Below are 24,269 nucleotides of genomic sequence, written 5' to 3'. Positions count from 1 at the left end.
GCGTTTTCATTCCAGCTGAATGCATCACGCCAGGAGCCTTATGACTGAGTTGCAACCCATCCCCGTGACCGTGCTGACCGGTTTTCTGGGCGCAGGCAAAACCACCTTGCTGCGCCATCTGCTCAAGGCCGAGCACGGCCTGAAGATTGCGGTAATCGAAAACGAATTCAGCGATGCCGGTATCGACAGCCAGTTGCTCGGCACCGACCCGGTGCAGATCATGACCCTGTCCAACGGCTGCGTGTGCTGCACCATTCACACCGACCTGACCAAAGCGCTGTATCTGCTGCTGGAGCGCCTGGACAGTGGCGAAATCGCTTTCGATCGGTTGGTGATCGAATGCACCGGGCTGGCCGATCCGGCACCGGTCGCCCAGACGTTTTTCATCGACGAAGAGCTGCGCGAGCGTTATATCCTCGACGGCATCATTACCCTGGTGGACGCTGCCCACGCAGATACCCATCTGGCGCAAACCATCGCCCAGGCACAGATCGGCTTTGCCGACCGTCTGTTGGTCAGTAAGCGTGACCTCGTAGACGACGCAGCCTTCGATGCCCTCAGCGCGCGTCTTGCGCGCATCAACCGCCGCGCCCCGATACGCATCGTCGACCACGGCAAGATCGACCTCGCCGAACTGCTCGACGTGCGTGGCTTCAACCTCAACGCCGACCTCGGCGGCGGCATGGTCTTGCGACCACTGGCCCCGGTCGGCAACTCCGGCGACCGCATCACCAGCCTGGTCCTGCGCAGCGACAAACCCCTGAACCTGGACCGTCTCAGTGAGTTCATGAACGAACTGCTGGAAGACCACGGCAAGCAGTTGTTGCGCTACAAAGGCGTGCTCAACATCGAAGGCGAACCGCGCAAAATGGTGTTTCAGGGAGTGCTGAAACTGTACGGCTTTGACTGGGATACCGAGTGGGCTGAAGGCGAGCAGCGCGAGAGCGTAATCGTGTTTATTGCCGATGAGTTGCCGGAGGAGAAGATTCGAGCGGGGTTCGAGAGGGTTTGTGCATAAGGTATTTGGCTATGATCTGAGTAGCTGCCTCCGCTAGTGAGCCACCCAACAAAAAGCCCCGGTTCTCACGAACCGGGGCTTTTCGGTGTTGCGTCTAGACGAAGTCTATCAAGCGCCGTAGACCGGCAACTTCGCGCAGATGGCCTTGACCTTTTCACGGACAGCGTCGATCACTGCTTCGTTGTTCAGGTCTGCCAAGATGTCGCAGATCCAGCCAGCCAGTTCCTTGCACTCTGTTTCCTTGAAGCCACGAGTGGTCACTGCCGGGGTACCGAAGCGCAGGCCGGAGGTGACGAACGGGGAGCGTGGGTCGTTTGGCACGGAGTTCTTGTTCACGGTGATGAAGGCGCGACCCAGGGCGGCGTCTGCGTCTTTACCGGAGATGTCCTGCTTGATCAGCGACAGCAGGAACAGGTGGTTTTCAGTCCCGCCGGACACCACGTCGAAGCCGCGCTCGATGAAGACACCGGCCATCGCCTTGGCATTCTTGACCACTTGTTGCTGGTAAGCCTTGAACTCGGGTTGCAGCGCTTCCTTGAAGCAGATCGCCTTGGCCGCGATGACGTGCTCCAGCGGGCCGCCCTGCGAGCCAGGGAATACAGCTGAATTCAGCTTCTTCTCGATGTCGGCGTTGGCGCGAGCCAGAATCAGGCCGCCACGTGGACCGCGCAGGGTCTTGTGCGTGGTAGTGGTCACGACGTCTGCGAATGGCACCGGGTTCGGGTAGACGCCTGCTGCGACCAGACCGGCAACGTGAGCCATGTCGACGAACAGGTAGGCACCGACCTTGTCGGCGATGGCGCGGAAGCGCGGGAAGTCGAGGATCTGCGAGTAGGCAGAGAAACCGGCGACGATCATTTTCGGCTTGTGTTCAACAGCCAGGCGCTCGACTTCGTCGTAGTCGATCATGCCGTTGGCATCGATGCCGTACTGGACGGCGTTGTACAGCTTGCCCGAGGACGAAACGCTGGCGCCGTGGGTCAAGTGACCACCGTGGGCCAGGCTCATGCCGAGAATGGTGTCGCCGCCTTGCAGCAGGGCCAGGTAGACAGCCGAGTTGGCCTGCGAGCCTGCGTGTGGCTGAACGTTGGCGTAATCGGCGCCGAACAGCTCCTTGGCGCGGTCGATGGCCAGTTGCTCGATAACGTCGACGTACTCGCAGCCGCCGTAGTAACGCTTGCCTGGGTAGCCTTCAGCGTACTTGTTGGTCAGGACCGAGCCTTGAGCTTCCATGACGGCCGGACTGGTGTAGTTTTCCGAGGCAATCAGCTCGATGTGTTCTTCCTGACGCAGAGCTTCTTGCTCCATGGCGGCAAACAGATCGGCGTCGTACTTGGCGATAGTCAAATCACGGCTGAACATGGCAGTCCTCAAAGGGGCATGGCGGAAAAGGCGACTATTCTACCCCATCGGGTTTTATCTGGCATATGAAAGGCAGTCATCTTGACCAGTGACAGCGTTCACGCTGCGCTCTGCAAGGCGTGAAATCATTGCCACTGTGCAGGCGCAAGCCCTGCTCTGGGCGGGGCTCACCCGCATGAGATTGCCCGGTTCGATGGCGTCATCCCTGGCTTGATCCCGGCACATTCACTCTAAATTTCAGTGGCCATGCGTCGACTCTTCCTTGGCTGCCGGGAACCGTTGCGGGTCGGATGCCACTTAGTCGGTCAATTGCTTGTACCCACTAACCACAGGGAAAACGCCCATGATGCCCTCTCAGATCACGCGCTCCTCTCATTCCTCATTACCGGACGCCGCCCCGGCGTCCTCCGATGCCGCCAGCAGCTGTGAGCAAACCCCGCAACAGGCTCGTACCACGGCCTTTGTCGCCTCCGGCGAGCTGGCCGTGGCATTTGGTCGCACTTCCGCTGTGCCGGTGCAGGACCCTGTGCGCCTGTTGTCTAATCTCCAGCGTGAACTGGGCAAGACACACCCGTCCTGGCCCGATGTTGCCCAGCTCGGGCAGGACCTCGCGGAGGTCGCCATGACTGAGCAGGGCTGGCATCAGCTGGCAAGCGAAGATCAGCAGCCAGCGCTGAAAAATGTGCTTGATCATTGCACTAAACTTCTGTTCGATAAGCCCGGGTCCAGCGCATCCCACGCGTCGCTGGCCCAGGCCCTTGAAGGGCTAAGCGCGGCGCGGCTGCATCAGTCTCTCGCCTGTTTGACCACCCGGACGCCTGCCTTGGCGCTAGCGGTCCCGGATCTGCTGGCGCTGGCCCATCTGGAACCCGAGTCTCTGGCCGCAAAGCCCACCAATGCCTTGTCGTACGCGCTGTTCAGCAGTTTCGTTCAGACGACCAAACATCGTGCGCTTGAGTTGATTAACAACCTTCAGCATCAATCCGCAGAAACCGTCGGTCTGTTGCGCTCGCATGCCGATACGCTCAAAAGCCTTGAGGGATTGCCTGGCGCCTTGCAGGCACTGACAGAAAACTGCCCGGACGTGTCTGCCCGCAACGCGCTGCAGGAGTTGGCGGAGGTGGCCGGGGAGCTGCTGCAGCAATTACGCGCACACGATCTTTTGCCGCAGTTGCAGGAAATCTCGAGTGAACCCGAAGAGGCATCAGTGCACGGTGAGGAGCCTGTCGAGCCCGCCGAGCCAAGGCTGACGCGAAGCCAGGCACTGCTTATGGCCGGCGGCAATCTGGTGCGCAAGTTCGATGCCTACGGGGCGTTGGCGCCGATGGATGACAAGGGCTTGCTGGCCCTGATGCGCACCCCGGCGCCGCACCTGTCGCCCGATCAGATGCATGCCTTTCTGAACAGGCATGTGCTCCACCTCACTCAGGAGCAGCGCAACATCGTCAGCGAAACACCATTGCCTGTCGCCTCTGAAGAAAACATCGAGGCCCAGCGCGGCATGGGGTTCGATGAAAAACTGCGGCTGGCGCTGGCCGCAGGCACGCTGGTGTTGACCGAGGAACAACTGGCCGAACTCGATGAGTTACCGAAGGCGAGTACCACGACATCCGACGTGTTGAAGCCGCTGTTGGAAAAACCATCGTCTGCGCTGACCGAGGCAGAGCACGACATGCTTGGCGCAATCGTTCAGGCCAACGCGCAGGGACAACTCGACGCCTGGCGCGCTCACAACGAAAAGTTGCCTGAGGTATTGCAGCGCTCGGGGCTGCCATCCCACGTGCGTGAGGAGTTGCTCAGCCTCAATAAAAGCATGAATGCCGAACTGGGCACGCTCAAGAATGGCGCCTCGTTGATCAGCCGCGTTGGCGCAAGCCCGGCGATGCTGCTCGCGCTGGCCCCCTTGCCTCTGGCCGTGGCGTTCGTCAGCAATGACAACTCCTACAGCTCATCGCTGGTTGCACACTACACCAAGAACGCCGTGTTCATGGCCGGCCTGATGATGAACGAGCTGACCAACGCGCGGACCAACGTCGATCACGGCCTCAACCGCTACTTCGTCACGTTGCTGTCCAACGCCATCGTGGCGCAGCCCACTTTCGCCAAAAACGAACACCTGCTGGATCAGGTCGGCTTCGGTATCGCAACGGCTGTCGCGTCCGGCGCGGCCACGCTGGGCGTGTTCAACCGCGAGTCGATTGCAGCCGCTTTCAAGATGGTGAAGAGCAAGCTGTCAAAGCAAGACACCGGGGACGCGAACATCTCGGAAGAAGATCACCTTGCCGTGGTCAAGCACTTCGACGTCAGCGAGCATTTCGCTCAGCAGATGAAAGTGGCGACCGAGGTTTACAAGCAGGACAAAAGCATCACCGACATCATGAATTCAAGCCTGACGTATCTCGGCTCCAAGAGCAGCGAGTTCCGGGCTACATTCGAAGTCGCCGATGCCATGCGTGCAGGGCTGGAACTGTCTGCGAGCGAGCGCAAGGAGGACCCTGATTTCTACACCAAGCTGGGTCTGGTTGCTCTCACTGCGAGTATCGGTGCGGCGCTGGTGATGTTGATGAAAAGCATGGTCGGTAAAGCCGATTATGCGGCGGACGGCGCCTGGTGCGTGTCGGAGATGCTCAAACTGGCCATGAATCCCGAAGTCGATATGCAAAAGGCGGTTCAGGTCTTCAAGGAAATCGTCGGGCTTAACCTGGTGATGACGGGGTTTTTGGGCGTCAACAAAGCCTGGAATTTCCTCGACAAGGGTTTGAAAGGCTACGCCTCGGGCGCCGCAGTGCTGACCGCAGCCAACCTCACGCTGCCCGGTATGGTCGGCGAAGTGGCAGGCGCCGCAGCCGGCAAGGGGTTGAGCTACCTGACTGACAAGGGCAAGGCGGCGCACCAGGCTGGCAAGGCGGCAGCGTCCTGGGCTGGCAATTACGTCGGCACCTCGCGTCTTGGGGGGGCGGTCAGCTCTCTGCAGGCTGCAATTCCCGGCAGGGTTGCCGGTGGGCAAGTAGTGGCGAGCCTCTATGACCGCTACCGGTACATGACCGGGGCGCATCCGGAGCCTGTACAGGAAACGGCTGGCGAGCCATAAGTTCTTAGCCTGAAGACTGCAGCCTGCGACCCAGGCTGCAGTCCCGCCTGGCCTCCGGCAATAATCCCTCCTTATCAATCCCTTCGTATCAATCCTCCTTCGCACTGCAAGGAGGCCTGCGTGCTGCCCACGGTTGGGCGCGTTCCAGTTGAGCTGCAAGGCTCAACAAGGTCAGTTCGTCGCCAAACCGGGCTACGAAGTGAGAACCCAGAGGTAGCGAATCGGCTGTCCAGTAAAGAGGCACGGACATGGCCGGTTGCCCTGTCGCATTGAACAGCGCCGTGTAAGGCGAATAGCTGTGTGAAAGGGCAATGAAGTCCTGCAGCGAACGGCTGTCGTCGTCGAACGCCAGTTCTCCGAGTCGGGGTGGTGCGCGGTTGAGCGTCGGGGTGAGGACGATATCGTAATCCTCGAAGAAACCGGCCATGGCCCGGCCCAGTGCATGCATTGATTCGACTGCCGAAATGTAGCGTGTCGCAGGCAGTTGGCCACGCTCGCGCAGAATGACGCGGGTGCGGGGCTCCAGTTCGTCCATGGCAACCGGGAAACCGCGCATTTTTCCGAGCAGCTCAAGGTAGCCCTGGGTGTGGGAGCCGATGATGTCGAACGTCGCATCGAGGAATTCAGGCAGCCTGACCGGCAGTGTCGTTGGCACAACGTAATGGCCGAGCGACTCCAGCAAGGCCGCGGTGTGCTGCAGTGCAGCCAGAGCCTCCGGTTCTGCATGCCAAGGCGAAAGGGTCGAGATCAAGGCGATTTTCAGCCGTTTGGGTTCGCGTTCTACTGCCCGCGAGAAGGCGGTTGGCGGCATGGGCGCCGCATAGGGAGCACCTGAATCAATTCCTGCGGTGGCATCGAGCAGGGCGGCGCTGTCGCCTACCGACAGGGTAATTGCATGCGCCGTTCCCAGTCCTGCCCAACCTTCACCGACCATAGGGCCTGAAGGCAACAGGCCACGCGATGGTTTGAAGCCGAATACGCCGCAGCAGGAGGCCGGCACGCGAAGGGAGCCGCCACCGTCGTTGCCATGCGCGAAGGGGATGGCGCGTGCTGCCACCAGCGCTGCGGCACCACCGCTGGAGCCGCCCGCGCTGTAATCCAGATTCCACGGGTTACGGGTCGCCCCGAAACGTTGCGATTCGGTGCTGTAAGAGACGCCGAACTCAGGTGCAGTGGTGGTCCCGATAAGTTGGCATCCTGCGCGACGCAGCCGGCTGACGATTTCGCAGTCGATGTCCGAGCGGAAATCGCCCAATGCGCGTGAGCCACAGGTCATCCGCGCACCTGCCATAGGGGTGAACATGTCTTTCACGAGGGTAGGGACCCCTGCCATAACGCCCTGTCGAACGCTATTTTCGGTCGCCTGACCGCGCGCCTGTTCATAGAGCTTTTCGCAGACCGCATTCAGGCTGGGTTCTACCTGTTCGACCCGCGCGATTGCGGTTTCCAGCAGTTCACTCGGGCTCACTTCGCCTTTGCGTACCAGCGCTGCCAGGCCACGTCCATCCAGGGTATTGAATAATTCGTGCAGGTCTTTCATTGATTGCCTCCAGGAGTTAAAGCAGGTGGTCGTGATGAGTACGCCACTTAAAAACTGATGCCGGTGCGCAGCGCGACGGTGTAGCCCTCGGCCCGATTGCGGGCATCGAACTCCTTGTAGGCGTGCAGCCACACAGGAGGCAGACCGCTACCGGGTTTGAAGTAACTCACGGCGGGACCTGCGGCGATTACGCGGGCGCGGTTGCCCCGAGTCAGTCCTGGCGCGTCGTCATCCGAGAGTTGTCTGTAGTAGTAACCGCCGATGCCCAGGGTCCAGTCGCCAACGTGTTGACCCACCGCGAACTCGTGGCGATATTCGACGCCGCTGCGGTAGTCGGTGTCGGGGTTTCGCGCGTTGATATCGATCTGAAAACTGGAAGAAACCTCAAATCCGCCGGGTGAAATGTAGGTCGCATTCAGCAAGGGGGAGAGCGTCCAGTGGTTGGTTCCGGGGCTGACCAGACGGTTCTTGTCATAGTCTCCGGTAGGGGCCTGAATCATCAGTTGGGTATTGATACCGAGGCCCGGGCCAGGCGTCCATTCCAGAATAATCGGCACCACTTGCAGGTCTGCGGGACGAAAGACCGATGCGCTGTCGCTGAAGACGCGTTGACCTCCGGCGTTCACGCCCAGGTCTGCATCCATCTTGAAAAACACGGGCACTGCAGCGAAGCCATAGCGGGCGCCCAGAAACGTTTGCCCGGTCATGCGCAAGTAAGCCAGGCCGATTGCCAGAACGTTGATATGGAAATCGTTACCGCTGTTATTGCCTTTGCTGTCGGTGATGACGTTCGCCCGGTAGTTGCTGACGCGCATTCCGACGGTGCCATTGGGTGTCGACGGTGGCATGAACCCTGACCCGAAGTCGAACACCCCCGCCGCTGTGGTGGGGGCTGCGTTCTCGGTAGCGTAGGTTCCGGGCGCCAGTGCAAAGATCAGAATGACAAGTCCTGACGCTGTAAGGATCCGCTTTTTTAATGACATTGGAATGCGCCTTGTTATTTTTATGGGCGAACACGTGCCTCCCTGGCAGGGTGGCCGTTATTGAACATTTCGACGGGGGTTAAGTGCCTGACGTCAGCCGTCAGTCAAATGCAGTAACTGAGTGATCTGCGCTTTACGGGTGACACCCAGCTTGTTGTATATCTTTCTCAGGTGATGGCGGACGGTGCAGGGAGAAACACCGATCGTGCGGGCGACTTCCTTGTAGGTTTGTCCGACCGCAAAGCCTTGTGCGACCTGAAGTTCTCGCTGGCTCAACAGTTCCAGGGTGCTGCGTCGGCGAGCCGTCAGCAGTACAAGGTCGTCTATGGGTTGGGCGGTGATCTGAAGGTTCTGGCTCAGGTAGCCTTTTTCAGGGCAGACCTGTCCTGGCAGACGATTGGACGGCCTGTCAGGCCATTCCGGGTTCAGCATCGAAGAAAACGCAGGCTCCATCGAAAGCAGCACGCCGTAACGATCGCTTACGGCCATCGCCGTCTCGTCGCAGGCCCCTTGAGTTTCCCTCAGGGTGACGAGTGTTCTGAGATAACTTGCCTGTTCGGCGGCTATCAGATGCGGCATCAACCACTCGACCAAGCGTTTTTCCAGGGGCGAAAAGGGCTCACCGCCTTCCGAGCGGAACAGCGTCAAATGGACGCCCAGTTGTGTGTGAGGGTCTGTCAGCACAATGCCCAGTGCGAACGATAGATCGTAACGGCGGCCGAGTCCGGCAAGCGCTGCAGGTGCGTCTGGTGCAACACAGTGAATGACCTCACAGATGCCCCGGTTCATGTGCATTTTGCCAAGGCTGGCATCTTCGGTCTTGAGTTTCTCCCACTCGGTCGGGTAATCGGAAGACAGGCCCAGCAAAAAAGAACTGTGCTCGACAGGCCAGTTGTCACGCCAGGCAGATCGGCCCCACCAGGCCTTGTCGAATGACACCAGGGTGTTTACCTGCGCAAGCGCCTGCTGGTGAAACGTTGAGATCGATGCGCTGCGAACCCCGGTCTGTAGTTCAAGAATCACCGTGTTCAAGGCGTCTATGACCTGACAGGAAACACTGTTCAGGGATGTTATCTCGTCGACCATGCTACCCCCTTGTGTTCATTGTTATGGGTAGAGCAATCGCACGTGAACGCTGTGCGAGGCAGTGACTCAAGTCTACCCATATTCAGGGTTTCGGCTATCGTTCAAATGTACGATGGTGGCGGGATTATTCGAACGGGCGCCTGGCAAGACAGCCTGCTAATCGAGCATGAACAACGCGTCATTGCTAAATTGCGCTTCGAACTGGCCGGGAGGCATCGGGCGGCCGAAGAGGTAGCCCTGAACTTCGTCGCAGCCGTGCTGGCGCAGGAATTCCAGTTGCTCGTGGGTTTCCACGCCCTCGGCGATGACCGAGAGGTTGAGGCTGTGGGCCATTGCAATAATGGCGCGGGCGATCTGGGCGTCCTGCTCGCCTGACGGCAGGCCGTCCACGAAGGTGCGGTCGATCTTCAGAACGTCGATCGGGAACTGCTTGAGGTAATTCAGTGATGAATAGCCTGTGCCGAAATCGTCCACAGCGATGCTCAACCCGAGGTTTTTCAGGCCATCAAGGATGTGCATCGCTTCCTCGACTTCGCGCATCAGGATGCTCTCGGTCAACTCCAGCTCCAGGCAGGCGGGTGACAGCCCCGTCTGCTCCAGAATGCCGGCAATACGCTTGCCGAGCTGGCCGTCCGAAAACTGTCGCGCCGAGATGTTGACTGACACTTTGGGGACTCGCACCCGGGCCTGATGCCAGTGCTTGAGCTGCCGACAGGCCTCAGCGAGTACCCAGTCGCCGACTTCGACGACCAGCCCGAGCTCTTCGAGCACCGGGATGAAGTCGTTCGGCGGGACCAGCCCGCGGCGTGGATGACGCCAGCGCAGCAAAGCTTCTGCGCCGGTCAGACGTTTGCCATCGCCACTGAACTGCGGCTGGTAATAAAGGGTGAATTCCTGTTGTTCCAGCGCGTGACGCAGATCGCTTTCCAGTTCCAGGCGTTCAAGCGCCGTCGCGTTCATGTCCGCCTGATAGAACTGGAAGTTGTTCTTGCCGCACTCTTTGGCGTGGTACATCGCCGTGTCGGCGTTCTTCATCAGTTGGCTCAGCTCATTGCCGTCCTGTGGGCTGAGCGCGATGCCGATACTCGCGGTCACGAAAAACTCCCGGCCTTCAAGCACAAACGGAGTCACCAGGCTGGTCAGGATCCGCTCTGCAACATGAATGGCGCGGTTCAGCGCAGCTTCGCGAGTGATTGCCGGTTGCAGCAGCAACGTGAACTCATCGCCGCCCATGCGTGCGACGGTGTCATCAATGTCTACACAGGCAAGCAGACGGGTGGCCATTTCCTGAAGCATCCGGTCGCCTGCGGCGTGGCCCAGGGAATCATTGATCGGCTTGAAACGGTCAAGGTCGAGGAACATCAGCACCACCCACGCCTTCTGGCGTTCGGCCTGCTGCAGCGCTGAATGCAGCCGGTCCTGAAAGAGCGTGCGATTGGGCAGATGGGTCAGTGCATCGTAATAGGCCAGACGATGGATACGGTCCTCACTGGCCTTGCGTTCGCTGATATCACTGAAAAAACACACGTAACTCGCCAGGTCGCCTTCATCATCGACAACGGCCGTTATACCGACCCATGCCGGATAATGTTCACCGTTACGTCTTTTCAGCCGGATCTCACCCTCCCAGGTGCCGCGACCGTCCAACTGCTTGAGGATATGGCGCATTTGCGCTTCCTGCTCGGTCTCTACAGTGAGCATGCCGGGCAACTGATCGAGTACCTGAGCCACCTCATAGCCGCTGACGCGGGTGAAGGCTTCGTTGGCCTGGACGATATAGCCCGCCGGGTCGGTGATGAGGATTGCCGATGTCGAATGTTCGAATACCGTGGCGGCCATGCGCAGGTCTTTCTCGGCGCGGCGCTGTTGGCTGATGTCCCTGCCGACGCCGAAGATACCCTCGAAGTGACCGTGCTCATCCCATACCAGCACGACGCGCAGCTCCACCGGGATCTTGCGACCGTCGGCGCGCAGGCAGTCGAACACAAACATCCGGGTGGTCACTTCATCACGCAGCCTGGCCAGTTCCCGAGGTTTTTTGAGTACCTTGCCGATCCTGCTCATCAGGGCGTCGAAGCCAGCCAGTTGCTGACGGTTGGCCAGTACTGCCGACCAGCCATTCTGGACAATCCAGTCGGCGCTGTAGCCCAGCGCACGTTCTACGGAAGGGCTCACGTAGTTGATGTCCAGCAGGCCATCTGTGGAAAAGATCACGTCGCTGATGCTTTCGGCGAGCATGCGATAGCGCTGTTCGCTGTCACGCAGCGACTGGCTGGATGCCACCTGCTCGGTGATGTCCTTGGCAATGCCGATGATGCGCGTGACCCGATGCTCTGCGTCCCAGGCCAATGCCTGCTCGCGCACATCGAAACTACGCCAGTTGTTCTGGCTATCGCGAAAGCGCAATACGCTTTGCAGCAGCTCGTTATGCCCATGATGGCGTTGACGCAGTCGCATGTCCTGATAGCTTTTGGCGTCCTCCGGATGTAACAGTACCTCCCAGAAAAACTCGCCCATGGCGCGCAGTTCCAGCGCGCTGTACCCCAGCGTGTGGCCAAAATGATGGTTGCTGTAGATCATGCGTTGGCTGAGTACGTCCTGAACGTACAGGTGATCCGGCACGGTCCGGACCACATCGGACCAGAAGCTTTCGCGATCCTGCAGCGACAGCTCTACCTGTTTGCGGCTGGTGATGTCGCCGATACTGAGAATTACTGCATCGAAGTCACTGCGAGCTTCGGGCAGGCGCATGACCAGCCAGAGATGCTGATCCTCGCCGCTGGCGCGGGGCAGGCAGATTTCCAGCTCCAGCCGCGATTGTCTGGCGAGTACAGCATGAATCACCTGGACGCCGATGCCGCGGCGGAAACGCGGTTCGCCTTCGATCAACTGCTGCCAGGCCTGTTCGCTGCTCTCTATTTCCAGCAGGCCCAGAGCCACTTCATTGACTTCATTGATGCGCAACTGCTGTAACAGCCGTTTCAGCGACGCAGGCTGACTTTTGAGCAGAACCTCGAAGTCTTCGCCAGTGCTGACCTGAAGCGCCTCGAGTTGCTCCTGAAGGCCGGACATGTCCATCACACAGATCGCGACACCTGCGCCTTCGAAGATGTCTCGGTAACGGCGACGGCTTTGCATCATCTGGCGCTGACGCCTGCGCAGGCTGATCAGTGCGATCAGCGGCAGAATCGACAGCAGCAGGCCGATCAGGCATTTACCTATCAATGGCGTCAGCAGATCGTTGCGGGCCTTGTAGGCATCGAACATGCCCCGCAGTTGCCAGTCACTGTTGCTGAGCGGTTGCAGCAGAACAGTTTCGGACAGGCCGCTGTCTGCCTCGTTGGAAGGCAGTGGCTCGCGCAGAATCACCCTTTGGGTCTTGCGCTGCTCCAGGCGCCAGGCGTACTGAAAGTTCTGACCTGGCTGGCTTGCCAGATCCTTCAGGGCTTCCGGGGCCATGCGCAATACCCAGTAGTAGCCGTTGGCGTCGCTACCCTGGCGAATCAGCGCGTAAACCTGTGTGCTGTCGTCAGTGCTGGTATAGAAGTAGGGCCGACCGAGCGCCTGTTTCATCGCCTGTTTGAGAAATTCTCCGTCCCGGGACGCTTCGGCGCTGTCACTGACGACGGCTCCGCTCATGTTCAGACGGGCGAAGCTGCGCAGCGCGGGCAGGGCTGTACGCAGGTGCGCCAGCGTTGCCGACTGCCCCGGCAGTTCCCCGGAAGCCTGGGCCTCGTCCAGCAGGTTCATGGCGATCTGCGCCTTGAGCGCCATGTTCAGGCTCAATCGGTCAGAGAGCTGGACGCTGTAGTCCAGACTGCGTTGACGCTGACGCTCCTGCGTCTGATGGAACTGCTCGATCAACTGCCACAGCAACAGCGCCAGCATTACCAGCACCAACGCTGCCAGCGCACCTTTCACTGACCCACGCAGAGGCCTGGTCGTACTTTCCGGAGCGACATTGGGTGACGGCGAAGGTGCTGTAGTGGGCAAATCTTTGTTCCTGATTGCTGGACTGACGCGGTGGTGCTTTATAGTAAACAGGTCGGTTGCCCGAGGGGCGGCTAGCATGCCCTTAGTTATGGCAGAGTGCCAGCCTTTTGGGGGCGGATTGTTTGCCCTGCGGCCTGCATTCCGGTAGCTTTGCGCAACGCGCGTTACCCGCAGACTCCTGCATGAGTGACCCCACTTTTTGCACTATCGACCCGGCTTTATAATTGCCTGCACTGCCCCAATCTGTTTATGCCTTGTCTGATTCAAGGCGCGGAACGGTCAGGCGGCAAGTCTCAAGGACAAATAAAGCTTTTTTCGACCGGAGCTTTAAGCTCGTTGCCCAAATCGGTCTTCATCACAGACGCTAGGTTTTCATTCCATGGCTCAATACGGTTATCTGCCTTATTAACTTTTAGTCGTGTTTTACGATCTGCAGTCGGTCCCTCATGGCCACTAGCTTTCGAGCCTGTCCAGCATCTTTTTCTTCTCAAACCTGTGTCAGGGAGGAGATATTGGTTAGCTTTTGCTGATTTTGGGTCAAATCTAGACTCCAAAACTTAACTTTTTTGTAAGTGTTCCTATGATCGCTTCTTGTCAAGGCATGAGACGTCCGATTTTTTGTGTCACCGGCTGATGAGCGACACTGTCGCTACGAACTGCAGACACCATGAGCAAGGCGTAACACTTCATCACTGAGGAGATGCTGAGTCAGCTCTTGGCTAACTATCAGGAGTCTGAAAACCTGGTCGATGCTGACGGCATCCTCAACCAACTGATCAAAATTGACCAAGATACTGGCCGAGCGCGCACTGGATGCGCGACTGACCTACCATCTAGGCCATGGCAAGCATCAACCTATCAGCAACCCAGCTGGCAACCCCCGCTGCCGGAAACGTCGGTATCCGAATGCCGAACGGGTGGTTTTGCGCAGCCGCGTGATCGAGCTGCTTACGCAAAGCCGAAGCGATGCGGGCAGCCGGAGCATCATGCTGATGATGAAAGAGGACGGCATGCAGATCGGGCGATTCAAGGTACGTAGGTTGATGCGCGAGATGAACTTGATCAGCAAACAGCCGGGCTCCCATGCCTACAAAAAGGCTACCGTGGAGCGGCCTGATATCCCGAACGTGCTTGATCGAGAGTTCAATATTACATCCCCGAACAAGGTCTGGTGCGGTGACATTACGTACGTCTGGGCTGAAGGCCGATGGCACTATCTGGCGGCTGTCATCGACCTTTGTGCCCGTCGTGTTGTAGGTTGGGCGTTCTCATCCACGCCCGACGCCGACTTGGTAATCAAGGCATTGGACATGGCGTACGAGCAGCGTGGCAGGCCGCAAAACGTATTGTTTTACAGCCACTAGGGCAGCCAATATGGCAGCCGGGGTTTCCGTCAGAGACTGTGGCGATACCGCTTCACACAGAGCATGAGTCGTCGCGGCAAGTGCCATGATAATGCGCCGATGGAACGACTATTTCGCAGCCTAAAAAGTGAATGGATACCGACAGTGGGCTACATGAGCGCTGCGCTAGCGCAACAGGATATCGGCCGGTTCCTGATGGAGCGATACAACTGGCGGCGACCGTATAAGTTCAACGAAGGGCTAGCGCCTGCGGTCGCTGAGGAAAAACTCAATTCAGTGTCCGGGATCAGTTGACCACTACACTAGTAACTTCAAACCTGTTTAAGCGCCATGGTCGATCAGGCGGGATGCAGCTCTGACACCTGAGGCAGTAGGCCGGATGGGTCGCATGCAAGCACACCTGCGATGCGATAAAGCTTCTCGACTGTAATATTTACTTCGCCACGCTCGATCCGGCCCATATAGCTGCGGTCGATATTGCAGGCCAGCGCCAGTGCATCCTGAGAAATCTGGCAGGTTTTCCTCTGCGTTCGGATGCGTCTCCCTAACGCTTTCGCCAACTTGTCCATGACCGTCTCAATTCCACTTGAGGCGGGACTATCCTGCGTTTGCGGACACACGAGCCACGGACTATAATCCGTATTTTTGGAAATCCACTCCTTTGGTACCTCAATGAAATCAGCCTCGTTCCATCTTTGACAGGCGTCTGTATGAGCTGCTTCAGGAGGAAAGGCGTACACGATTCACGACTCGTGAATTGCGGGATGCTTACGCCAAGCGTCTGGATGACATGAGTCTTCGTATCACCGATGTGCTGCGCTACCCATTGTTTTTCCACAAAGTGGATGCATGCGGCGCCGACTGAATTGGGAGTGGCTTAGCAATTGATATACGTACTTGACCCTGCAGAACGGACTGTCTCCACCAGGACACACTGTGAGTTGGAGGGCATGGTTTTTCTCTTGACTATCTCCTCCACTCAGACCGGGATGTGTGATCGCGCTGCAATGGTCAGTTGCGCGTATGAGCTTCAGCATTACATGACTGCCGCCTCGAATGTGGAGATCAGCCATGTCCAAATGCTTTGTCCACCAGCGATCAGCCGCTCTGGCAAATGGAGCCTCGAGGATCTAGATCGAATCACTTGTTTCCAAGGCATCGCAACTGAGGACAGTGCTGTGGTGTATCGCACCTCGCAAGGCGTTTACAAAATGGGGGATCTAGACCTTCGCAGGAAGAAAACATCACGGGTATGGTTCTCGAAAAAGCGGCTAGAAAATCACCAGCCCAGAATGTCGGAGCCAGCCCATAAGTCCGCAGCTCACCAGATGTACGCTCCCCTTTACCTTAAGCCAGCACCAGTTTTTAGGTCGAATAGTCAATGATGCTTGCCAGATTCGTCCGTCTTTACCGGGTCAGTACTGAGGATATTCTGTGCCTGAATTTAGAAACGCTGCGAAGGCCTTGTCGGACGCCCTAGAGATCGTCGTCTTCACGGGTGCGGGAATCTCTGCTGAAAGTGGCATCCCCACGTACGGCGATCCATTGACCGGTATTTGGGCTTCATACGATCCGCGCAATATGGAAACAGCCAAGGCCTTTCGTGAAAATCCTCCGTTGGTATGGGGGTGGTACCTATGGCGGCGCCAACAGGTCTCTAATGCCACCCCCAATGCTGCACATCTCGCGGTGAGCCGATTGGCCAAATCGGGGTATAACGTCTCCGTGATCACTCAAAACGTCGATGACTTGCATGAGCGAGCGGGATCCGTGGATGTACTGCATCTACACGGGAGCCTTTCTGCGCCAAAGTGCTTTGCATGCCATCGAACGGCAGCAGTACCTCCATCGCAGGTGACTTCTCTTATCGGTGGCGAGCTCGAACCGCCACGGTGTGTCAGGTGCAACGGGAAGTTACGCCCTGGCGTAGTTTGGTACGGCGAGGACTTGCCTTCAGACGTTTGGAAGTCGGCAATCGCCTCGGTGAAGAGCTGCGACGTTCTGATCTCCGTGGGTACATCTGGAATCGTTACGCCCGCAGCTGACATCCCCAGGACTGCCCTGTCGTATGGTGCGACGGTGATTCACGTCAACACGGAGGATGTCAGCACCGGCGCGCAGAATGAACTCATGCTGATTGGGAAGGCGACCGAAGTCTTCAAGAGACTGTGCGCCCTCCTACCGAGTGGGGAGTAAGCACTATGACCACTGCCTATGAGCGGACACGCAGCGTAATTGAAACGGGCGGATTTTTGGCGAGGATTTCCCGAGATAAAACCTTGCCCGACTACGTCCGCGAGCAAGCCAGGCAGTTGCTGCGTCACTACCCCACGGCAGAAGCTGTAAGACTGGCTGGGCGATGCGAAGCGATCAGGCAGGATGAAGTTTCAAAGCTCTCTGGCAGTCCGAGAGCACTGCATCCCGCACTTTCGACCTGGCCTCTTCTTGATCCTTTCTTCTACGACCCTACAATCCACGATGCTTCTCACCCGAGTGCTCCACCGGTTGTGGCTGGCTATACCGCGCTGCAACCCAGCCCTCGCACAGAGGAAAGTATGGTGGCCGCCAGCTTTCGAATATTGGGGCTGGTTGCACCCGCAGGCACGGGCTGCTTGAGCATTGAACACCGCTGCTTCACATCAGCTCGAGCGCTGGTTCTCTCCCGCGCCACTGTGGTGTTGGGGTCACCATCAAGAGCCCGTGACTGGTTTGAGGGTCGCATCCGTAGCTTGGATAAGCAGCTGCCCTGCACGCTGATGAACAACGTTCACGAACTCACTCTGGTCATGGACACTCTTTTCCGCCTCGAGCACGGAATCTTCTGATAAGCCTCTTGCTTGCGATGCTTACTGTCCAAGTGTGCGTGGAATCCGCATGCTCCCTGGCCGCTGCCGCAACGTCTCGAAGATCGGGCCCCGCAACGCATGGAGGCTTACTGCGCACTTTTTTGGAGATGTTGTCGAGACGGCTCGTTGGGCTGATTGGTACGGTCGGCGCTGGAGGCACCTATCAGGGATGGAAAACCGTGATGAGGCTTTTTGGAAGCTATTGGACGATTACCGTGTGTTCGCTGTCTTCGACGAAATCCATCATTGCGTTTGTTACAACACACTCTTAAGCAATGCTTGGTGTTGGTGCTGATACGATTTTGACCCAGCGGTGTTGCCGCTGACCGAAAACTGACCCGGTGGGGATGCGGACAAAAACCTGGACTGGTTATGCCGCGTGGCCCAGTATCTGACGATACTCAATGGGGCCTGAGAGCGCCGCGGGGAATTTTGATACGTTTCTCGTTGTACCAGCGAATGCATGAATCCAAGGCCTGAATGAACGGCTCTATGCTCGTTGACTGCCAATTGCCAGGATGAACAGTTCCGTTTTCAGCCGGCCGAAGATGCCTTCACAAGCCGCGTTGTCAGGCGATACAGTGACCCCTCGGATCGTTAGCTTAGTTATGCCAATCGTCCAGACAAAGAAAAGCCCGCTGGGTGCGGGCCTTGGTATGCGCTGGAAATTAACTACCATGTGGCTGCATCAGGGATGTGCTGCAGTTCGAACGACATACAGTCTTCGACCTCGGAAACGCCTTCTGGATCCGTACGCCATGCGTCTTGAACATCTGATCCATTCACGCCAATGGTGACGTTCAAAAGCCAAGTGAAGGTGCCGTGATCGGTGTGAGCGGACAAGGTCACATTCCACTCCTCGTCGTCTTCTTTGTACTGAGCGGGTGCGTTGAGGACCCACTCGCCTTCTGTCAGATCGCTTGAATCTAGGCGGTATTCATCATCCTCTACCTTGTAGGAGACATCACCGGACGCTGAAATTTGTAGGCCTATAAATTTTCCTATTTATGTTTGAGGTTAGCTTGCAGGTGATGGGGAACTGTACCCTCCTCATCCTCTTGCAAATTATACGCGATCGGTCTGTCGCAAAGAAATGTCAGCCTCTCTGTAATCGTCCAACCAATCCATCTTGTGTGACTAGAGCGGACGTCATATGTGCGGCAGATGCCCCTCCATCTCACTCTCTCGTTGCGTCGGCAAGCGCGTCAGTAAATCTTTGAGGTAGGCATACCTGGGTGAACCTCATCATCTCTGCTGCTCCTGTCCGGCTTCAAATGGCCCTGTCATAAAGGTGGCGCGACAGCGCTGCTAGCGTTTCAGACTGTAATCGAGTGCTCTGCTGACGACGGATCCTTCTGGAACTAGGTCGCTGTGGGCGAGAAAATTATGCTCGCCAGCCGTCTAGGTAGACAGAAGTCGACCGCGTGACCTGCTGCCAAGTCAGCTATCAGTGGCAATGGTGCCAAGCCTGAGGACGAGACTGGCCTAACGGACAAAAGACAGGGGAAATGAGCACCTTTAGGAGGCGCTCCCCCTGTGTTAGGTCTCTCAATAAAGTATCATACGAGTATTGATAAAGCCTGCCACGAGGCTTGGGGTAAGTAGGATGAAGGTTTTGTTTGACACCCGCAGGATCCAGAAGCTAGGGCGCGTTTCGCTTAGCGAGCAATTGCTGAGGAATGCCGGCCTACACGAAGGCGACCAAGTAGATATCTACTTTGATGCCGCCACGAAACGCATCATTATCGAGCCTGCAGCTCAGAGCAACGACCAAGCTGCTTCGGAGAAATTGGCACCAGGGAGGAAAGGTTGATGTCGAGTATTCAACGACGAGATGAGCGCTTCTCGGGACATGAGTCCTTCGTTTGCCGTTACGGATGGCTGCCAAAGCTACATCAAGCAATTATCAACAATCCCCTTGCGCTGAAAGATGAAGCTCAGGCGACGATTACGTTGGGCATTGGCCGCAACATGGTCAAGTCGATTCAATTCTGGGGTGAGGCTTTCGGGATAGTCGATGGTCGCGATTCTTCTGGCCTGCAATCCGGCCCGATTGGAAGCTTGCTGCTTTCGAAAGATGGTTGGGACCCTTTCCTCGAACAGCCTGAGTCGCTTTGGCTGCTTCACTGGTGGATTTCATCTCACGCGGAGATTGCAGTTTGGAACTTGGTCTTCGGGAGCGCAATGTATTCCCGTTTTGATCGAAAGACTCTCATCGCGGGTCTCGTGGATCAGGCATCCGCTAGCAACAAAAAGCTGGCGGTCTCCACTCTTGAGCAGCATTCAAGCATTTTCCTGCATTCGTACAAGCGGGAAGAGTCTGCAGGTGATGATACCTCGTGGTGCCCACTGCAAGATTTGGGACTTTTTGAAGAGGTCACTGCCGACGACGGCAGAACTGTTTATCTGGTAGGTAGAAATGCGCCCTTAGGTCTGTCTCCAAGAGTTTTCCTTTTTTCCTTGATTGATTACTTCGAGCGTCAAAATACCAACTCTCTCAGTCTCACCAAAATTGTTCATGGTGAATTCAGTCCCGGTAGCGTTTTCAGGTTGGATAACTTTCAAGTGAGTAGCTTGATAGAAGGTGTAGAAAAAGAGTTTGGTGGTGTTGTGCGATTTATTGATACCGCTGATACCCAGCAAATTATTCTGGATACAACTTTCGCGCCCTCTTGGGCTGATTGCTTGCTGGGTGTGGGAGAAGAATCGAATGTCTGATCGACTGATAGATCACCTTGAGCTGGACTCCAAATTCCTGCGCTCCATTTCGCTGACTAGAGATTTGCGGTCACAAGATTCGCTCGATAGTTATCTGATCACTCCTGCTGTCTTGGCAGTGCTTCGCCAGATTGGCGGTGCGTTGAAGTCGGGAAGCGCACAACGCGCCTGGAAACTCATTGGGCCCTATGGCAGTGGTAAGTCGGCGTTAGGGTTGCTGCTAGCCCGTTTGTTAGAAGGGCAAAAGAGCTCTCATGCAATTTACAAACAGCTCATTGAGGCCTCTACAGAAGTCGCTGAGCTTTTCCCACAAGGGCAAAATCGCTTTGCACTGGCAATAAGCGGTTCGCGCGTATCGTTGGGTGACGCGTTAGCACAGTCTATTCTTGACGCACTTGAGCACCTGCCAAAAAACAAGCTGGCTACTGAGCTTAAGCGCCAGTTGGATACGAAAGCTCAGACCTATCGTGACGTACCCCTTAACGCAGCGACGAGTAGATTGCTGAATGACTTTGTTCTAATCACCAAAGGTGCTGGATGTTCCGGTGTCCTATTGCTGATTGACGAGCTTGGCAAATTCATCGAGTACGCAGCTCTAAATCCGGAAGCCGGCGATTTGATGTCTTTGCAGCAAATCGCTGAGGTCGCATCTCATCCTAAGGACGATGGTCTACTAGTCATATCAATGCTGCACCAGCACTTTGATGCTTATGCCACAGGTGTAGGTCGGACACTTTCCGATGAGTGGCATAAGGTCTCAGCACGCTTCGATGAAGTGCCTTTTGATGAGCCGGTCGAGCGGTATGCGCATTTCGCTCTTCATGCCCTAGGCGCGGATGAAACCATTACTGAGTCGGTTACCCTGAAAAAAGATGCCCGGAGCATCTACAAGCAAGCAATTGATTTCAACTTTTTCCGCGGAACTGGTGAGAGTGAGCTGTTCTCTCAGGCAGAGCGCCTGTACCCATTGCACCCAGCAGCTCTGGCTTGCTTAGCGGTCATATCTAAGCGATTTGGTCAGAGCGAGCGTTCATTTCACGCATTCATGCGTGGATATGAGTCCGGAGCACTGAGAGACTTCGCGGAGCGTAATATTGTCGATCATTCTTCTTGGTATGGAATGAGCGAGCTTTTTGACTACCTCACGACAGGGGTAGGGCTTCGCTTCCGTGATCTTGAAGCTGAGCGACGCTGGGATTTCGCTCGCTCTGTCGTAGAGCGTAATGACGCGGAGATGACGGCGTTACAGCTTGAATTACTCAAGTCGATTGCGGTCATCGAGCTGGTCGCTCAAGTCCTCCATGTGGTGTTGACCGTTGAGCTCCTTAGATTTGCTATGGGGGAAGACCTTGGAGCTATCTCCGAAGCTTTGAGTGAGCTAACTGCCAAAAGAATCCTAGTACATCGTCCTGCGAGTCATGATTATGGTTTTGCCGTCAGTCACGCTATCAACGTCGAGGCTTTATACGAGGAAACGATGCAGCGCTCTGCTGATGAACTGATGTTCAATGGCGTTTCACAAGCCCTATCTGAAAGAAGCGTTATTGCAAGTCGTCACTATCAGCAGACAGGAACAATCCGCTCGGTAAGAGTGACTGCAGGCACGTCGGATAGAATTGCGCAGTCGATCGGTGTTCATGGTCGCCATGATGGCAGTGTGGGGCTGATATTCGCAGACGCCGAATCGTCTGCTTTAGTCGGTGCTGCTGAAGAGGTAGCTCGCTCTACTGACGACGTTTTATCGCTTACCGCAATTGTCAAAGTCGGTCCGGATGAGCGAAATGCTCTCATTGAATACTCCCGCTGGTTGATGGTTCATGACCAGGTCAAGCTTAGTCATTTAGATCCCTGGACTGAGCGTTATGTCGAGTCGAGGTTCAGTACGGCACGTGAAAGTGTTAGCCGACTGGTCTTGGCATTGCTGAACCGGCAAGCAAAAGGGTCCTCCGGTATGCAGTATTGGCATAAAGGCAAGGTGATCGCCGATAGCGGAGCAATGAACCTTAGTCAAGCCGCCTCTTGGCTGTTCGATAAGGTTTACGAGGCGGCTCCGACGATCAATAACGAATTGATCAACAAAGAGAAGCCTTCATCTGCAATCAATGCAGCTCGGCAGCGTCTATTTGACCTGCTGGATAAAAAGGTTGATTCAGAGCTGCTAGGTATCGTCGACTTCCCACCCGAACGATTGCTCTACAGCTCTCTGCTTCAATCCACTGGACTGCATCAGAAAGGGGCTGGCGGCCGTTGGTTGTTAACGGCACCGGACGGTAATTCTCCTGCCGGCATACGTAAAGTTTGGGCGGAGCTTGATAAGCAACTGATGATTGACGGGCAGGTCACTTTTGCTGAGGTCATTTCCAGTCTGGCACTTCCGCCGCTAGGGGTCCGAAGTGGGCCGGCCAGCGTGTGGTTCATGGTTTACCTTCTTGTTAACAAGGAATCGTGCGCGATTTTCGAACGAGGAAGTCTGATCCTAGAGTTGACCTCCGATCATCAGCAACGGATGTTCAGAAGCCCTCACACCTTTAGCTTCCGCCGCTTCGACATTGCAGCAGAGCGCAAAGACCTGATCAAAGATTATGCAAAGGCATTTGGAGCGGTAGGTGTGCAGTTGGGGTTGAACGCATCTTACCTGGATGCTGCGCGGGAGCTGATCCGCTGGTACGGGCGTCTTCCGCAATATTCGCAAGAGACACTGCGACTTACAAACCAAACCAAAGCCCTTCGCGACGTAATTAAAAGAGCAACCGACCCAGTTTCGTTGCTCGCCGTTGATATGCCGCGCGTGGTGAAGGCTGGGAAGGGGAAGGACGCTAGTAGCTTCCCCGATCTGCTGGCGAAAAGCCTCACTGAGCTTGGTATGGCATACCGACGGTTGCAGGATGAGGTTAGCTTTTCCATGGCGCAGGCTTTTGAGATCACAGGCCCTCTGAAGGCCCTTCGATCGCAGCTCCAGGAAGAGTGCGCTGATACTGCGCAGTCTCTTGCCGAGGTAGATCTTAAAGCCTTCATCATGCGCTGTTCGGACATCACCTTGACTGACGACAAGTGGATGGATTCCATTGCGAGTGTTGTCGTTCATAGACCCTTAGATATCTGGAAAGACAGTGACGCTCCGATATTTGCGGAGTCCGTTCTTGAGCTATGCGGGCGCTACAAGCGCTGGCTTAGGGTAGCTATGCGTAAAGGCGAGTTTGAGCGTCAAGCGCAACGCTTCGTCGGGGTGACTTTGACTCTCCCCAGCGGCGAAGAAGCAGCGATGCTATTGACCTCTGATCATGAGACCAAGATCATGGCTAATGGCCTGCTAGAGACTCTCACTAAGCAAGTGGGCGGCAATTTGAATTTGGCCGCTTCAGCCCTTGCTCAAGCGTTGCTGCAATTGCAGCAGGGCTCCACTGAACACGATGAGAATGAGCTAAGCGATGAGCAACGAACCGCAGGTTAGACATATCCTTAGCCTCTCAGGGGGCAAGGACAGCGCAGCGCTGGCGATTTACATGCGAGATCGTGTGCCAGAAATGGAATACATCTTCAGCGATACCGGCAAAGAGTTACCAGAGACGTATGACTATCTGCAGCGTCTGGAAAATTACCTCGGGAAGCCGTTGCATCGTTTGAACGCTGACCTAGGCTTCGATCACTGGTATGACATGTATGGAGGGATGATTCCCTCCAATCATCGTCGTTGGTGCACGAAGATGCTCAAGCTTAAGCCTTTTGAGGATTTCTGCGGCGACCAACCAATAATCAACTACGTTGGGCTCCGTGCTGATGAAAACCGCACGGGGTACATCAGCCATAAGACAAATATCGAAGCTGTGTACCCGTTCCAGGAGGACGGGCTAATCCTGCGCGATATTGAAGAGATTCTACGAGTTTCTGGGGTTGGGATGCCCCCTTACACGAAATGGGGAAGAACCCGCTCTGGATGCTACTTTTGCTTCTATCAGCAAAAAATCGAGTGGGTGAAGTTAAAAGAAACACATCCCGATTTGTACGAGAAAGCTAAAGAATATGAAGTGCCCTTTGAAAAAACAGGTAACTTCTTTACTTGGAGCCAAGGTGAAAGCCTTGCGGAGCTTGAACAACCGGAGCGTATGGCTCAGATTAAGCGTGATCATGCGCTTCGCGTGGAAAGAATGGCTCAGCGGAAGGATAATTCAACACTGATTGCGGTTTTTTCCGAGCTTGACTCAACTGAGGCTCCAGATGACGATGATGATCAGGGATGCTTGGTATGCTCGCTTTAGACGAAGGAATGT

Annotated in this window: 14 protein-coding genes and 5 pseudogenes; 11 read left to right on the top strand and 8 right to left on the bottom strand. The window is 56.3% G+C overall.

The window, feature by feature from the left end:
- Positions 1-40: 40 nt before the first annotated feature.
- Positions 41-1,018 carry a GTPase gene (gene yjiA / locus ALO43_RS13625; protein WP_054997668.1) on the top strand — a complete coding sequence of 326 codons (978 nt, stop codon included), beginning with the start codon at positions 41-43 and terminating at the stop codon, positions 1,016-1,018.
- A gap of 108 nt (positions 1,019-1,126) precedes the next feature.
- Here the strand turns inward: yjiA and glyA are convergent, their stop codons facing one another.
- Positions 1,127-2,380, bottom strand: coding sequence for a serine hydroxymethyltransferase (glyA, locus tag ALO43_RS13620; RefSeq protein ID WP_005894291.1), 1,254 nt, complete (start codon positions 2,378-2,380; stop codon positions 1,127-1,129).
- A 346-nt stretch (positions 2,381-2,726) separates the two neighbouring features.
- On the opposite strand from glyA, the gene ALO43_RS13615 reads away from it, so the two are divergent.
- Positions 2,727-5,471, top strand: coding sequence for a HopW family type III effector protein (locus ALO43_RS13615; RefSeq protein WP_167346613.1), 2,745 nt, complete (start codon positions 2,727-2,729; stop codon positions 5,469-5,471).
- Between the two features lie 88 nt (positions 5,472-5,559).
- On the opposite strand, the gene ALO43_RS13610 is transcribed toward ALO43_RS13615, so the two are convergent.
- From ALO43_RS13610 to ALO43_RS13595, 4 genes are all read right to left on the bottom strand, one after another.
- On the bottom strand, positions 5,560-7,011 hold the full coding sequence (locus tag ALO43_RS13610) for an amidase (protein WP_054997667.1): 1,452 nt from the start codon (positions 7,009-7,011) through the stop codon (positions 5,560-5,562).
- A 47-nt stretch (positions 7,012-7,058) separates the two neighbouring features.
- Positions 7,059-7,994: a SphA family protein gene (locus tag ALO43_RS13605; RefSeq protein ID WP_042932739.1), complete on the bottom strand. Its 936-nt coding sequence runs from the start codon at positions 7,992-7,994 to the stop codon at positions 7,059-7,061.
- Positions 7,995-8,087: 93 nt separating this feature from the next.
- Positions 8,088-9,080, bottom strand: coding sequence for a response regulator transcription factor (locus tag ALO43_RS13600; protein ID WP_024691299.1), 993 nt, complete (start codon positions 9,078-9,080; stop codon positions 8,088-8,090).
- A gap of 156 nt (positions 9,081-9,236) precedes the next feature.
- Complete coding sequence (locus tag ALO43_RS13595; RefSeq protein ID WP_083492173.1) at positions 9,237-13,073, bottom strand: sensor domain-containing protein; 3,837 nt, start codon at positions 13,071-13,073, stop codon at positions 9,237-9,239.
- Between the two features lie 700 nt (positions 13,074-13,773).
- Here ALO43_RS13595 and ALO43_RS32110 point away from each other — a divergent pair.
- Positions 13,774-13,957, top strand: a pseudogene (locus ALO43_RS32110) (IS256-like element ISPa46 family transposase); the annotation flags it as partial.
- A gap of 6 nt (positions 13,958-13,963) precedes the next feature.
- A pseudogene (locus tag ALO43_RS13590) lies at positions 13,964-14,731 on the top strand (IS3 family transposase); the annotation flags it as partial.
- Positions 14,732-14,775: 44 nt separating this feature from the next.
- Here ALO43_RS13590 and ALO43_RS13585 read toward each other — a convergent pair.
- Positions 14,776-15,006, bottom strand: coding sequence for a helix-turn-helix domain-containing protein (locus ALO43_RS13585; protein WP_054997666.1), 231 nt, complete (start codon positions 15,004-15,006; stop codon positions 14,776-14,778).
- Between the two features lie 381 nt (positions 15,007-15,387).
- On the opposite strand from ALO43_RS13585, the gene ALO43_RS31845 reads away from it, so the two are divergent.
- The 4 genes and pseudogenes from ALO43_RS31845 to ALO43_RS31475 all read left to right on the top strand — a co-directional run.
- The gene (locus ALO43_RS31845) at positions 15,388-15,822 is read left to right on the top strand and encodes a hypothetical protein (RefSeq protein ID WP_054997677.1); all 435 of its coding nucleotides are present in this window, start codon (positions 15,388-15,390) and stop codon (positions 15,820-15,822) included.
- A 49-nt stretch (positions 15,823-15,871) separates the two neighbouring features.
- The gene (locus tag ALO43_RS13575) at positions 15,872-16,633 is read left to right on the top strand and encodes an SIR2 family NAD-dependent protein deacylase (protein ID WP_054997665.1); all 762 of its coding nucleotides are present in this window, start codon (positions 15,872-15,874) and stop codon (positions 16,631-16,633) included.
- Positions 16,634-16,638: 5 nt separating this feature from the next.
- Positions 16,639-17,262 carry a BPSL0761 family protein gene (locus ALO43_RS13570; RefSeq protein ID WP_054997664.1) on the top strand — a complete coding sequence of 208 codons (624 nt, stop codon included), beginning with the start codon at positions 16,639-16,641 and terminating at the stop codon, positions 17,260-17,262.
- A gap of 104 nt (positions 17,263-17,366) precedes the next feature.
- Positions 17,367-17,566, top strand: a pseudogene (locus ALO43_RS31475) (diguanylate cyclase); the annotation flags it as partial.
- 87 nt (positions 17,567-17,653) lie between these two features.
- Here ALO43_RS31475 and ALO43_RS28890 read toward each other — a convergent pair.
- Positions 17,654-17,860, bottom strand: a pseudogene (locus ALO43_RS28890) (IS3 family transposase); the annotation flags it as partial.
- A gap of 572 nt (positions 17,861-18,432) precedes the next feature.
- Positions 18,433-18,663, bottom strand: a pseudogene (locus ALO43_RS32105) (IS66 family transposase); the annotation flags it as partial.
- Positions 18,664-19,095: 432 nt separating this feature from the next.
- On the opposite strand from ALO43_RS32105, the gene ALO43_RS13560 reads away from it, so the two are divergent.
- The 3 genes from ALO43_RS13560 to ALO43_RS13550 are packed head-to-tail and all read left to right on the top strand — an operon-like array spanning position 19,096 to position 24,257.
- Positions 19,096-20,001 (top strand): DUF4007 family protein, encoded by a 906-nt coding sequence (locus ALO43_RS13560; RefSeq protein ID WP_054997663.1) that lies wholly within the window; start codon positions 19,096-19,098, stop codon positions 19,999-20,001.
- On the top strand, positions 19,994-23,452 hold the full coding sequence (locus ALO43_RS13555) for a hypothetical protein (protein WP_054997662.1): 3,459 nt from the start codon (positions 19,994-19,996) through the stop codon (positions 23,450-23,452). The genes ALO43_RS13560 and ALO43_RS13555 overlap by 8 nt, the downstream gene beginning before the upstream one ends.
- Positions 23,430-24,257 carry a phosphoadenosine phosphosulfate reductase family protein gene (locus ALO43_RS13550; RefSeq protein ID WP_054997661.1) on the top strand — a complete coding sequence of 276 codons (828 nt, stop codon included), beginning with the start codon at positions 23,430-23,432 and terminating at the stop codon, positions 24,255-24,257. Before ALO43_RS13555 ends, ALO43_RS13550 begins: the two co-directional genes overlap by 23 nt.
- Positions 24,258-24,269: the final 12 nt, after the last annotated feature.

The organism is Pseudomonas tremae (assembly GCF_001401155.1).
GTDB lineage: Bacteria > Pseudomonadota > Gammaproteobacteria > Pseudomonadales > Pseudomonadaceae > Aquipseudomonas > Aquipseudomonas tremae.
Note: the sequence above shows the minus strand (reverse complement) of the source record. Positions and strands in the feature narration are given on the sequence as shown.

What these genes read in the sequence shown, in the direction of transcription:
- ALO43_RS31845 (WP_054997677.1), top strand. Translation starts at nt 15,388, where the DNA reads ATGGTTTTTCTCTTGACTATCTCCTCCACTCAGACCGGGATGTGTGAT.
- ALO43_RS13585 (WP_054997666.1), bottom strand. Translation starts at nt 15,006, where the DNA reads ATGGACAAGTTGGCGAAAGCGTTAGGGAGACGCATCCGAACGCAGAGG.
- glyA (WP_005894291.1), bottom strand. Translation starts at nt 2,380, where the DNA reads ATGTTCAGCCGTGATTTGACTATCGCCAAGTACGACGCCGATCTGTTT.
- yjiA (WP_054997668.1), top strand. Translation starts at nt 41, where the DNA reads ATGACTGAGTTGCAACCCATCCCCGTGACCGTGCTGACCGGTTTTCTG.
- ALO43_RS13555 (WP_054997662.1), top strand. Translation starts at nt 19,994, where the DNA reads ATGTCTGATCGACTGATAGATCACCTTGAGCTGGACTCCAAATTCCTG.
- ALO43_RS13605 (WP_042932739.1), bottom strand. Translation starts at nt 7,994, where the DNA reads ATGTCATTAAAAAAGCGGATCCTTACAGCGTCAGGACTTGTCATTCTG.
- ALO43_RS13560 (WP_054997663.1), top strand. Translation starts at nt 19,096, where the DNA reads ATGTCGAGTATTCAACGACGAGATGAGCGCTTCTCGGGACATGAGTCC.
- ALO43_RS13570 (WP_054997664.1), top strand. Translation starts at nt 16,639, where the DNA reads ATGACCACTGCCTATGAGCGGACACGCAGCGTAATTGAAACGGGCGGA.
- ALO43_RS13610 (WP_054997667.1), bottom strand. Translation starts at nt 7,011, where the DNA reads ATGAAAGACCTGCACGAATTATTCAATACCCTGGATGGACGTGGCCTG.
- ALO43_RS13600 (WP_024691299.1), bottom strand. Translation starts at nt 9,080, where the DNA reads ATGGTCGACGAGATAACATCCCTGAACAGTGTTTCCTGTCAGGTCATA.
- ALO43_RS13615 (WP_167346613.1), top strand. Translation starts at nt 2,727, where the DNA reads ATGCCCTCTCAGATCACGCGCTCCTCTCATTCCTCATTACCGGACGCC.
- ALO43_RS13550 (WP_054997661.1), top strand. Translation starts at nt 23,430, where the DNA reads ATGAGCAACGAACCGCAGGTTAGACATATCCTTAGCCTCTCAGGGGGC.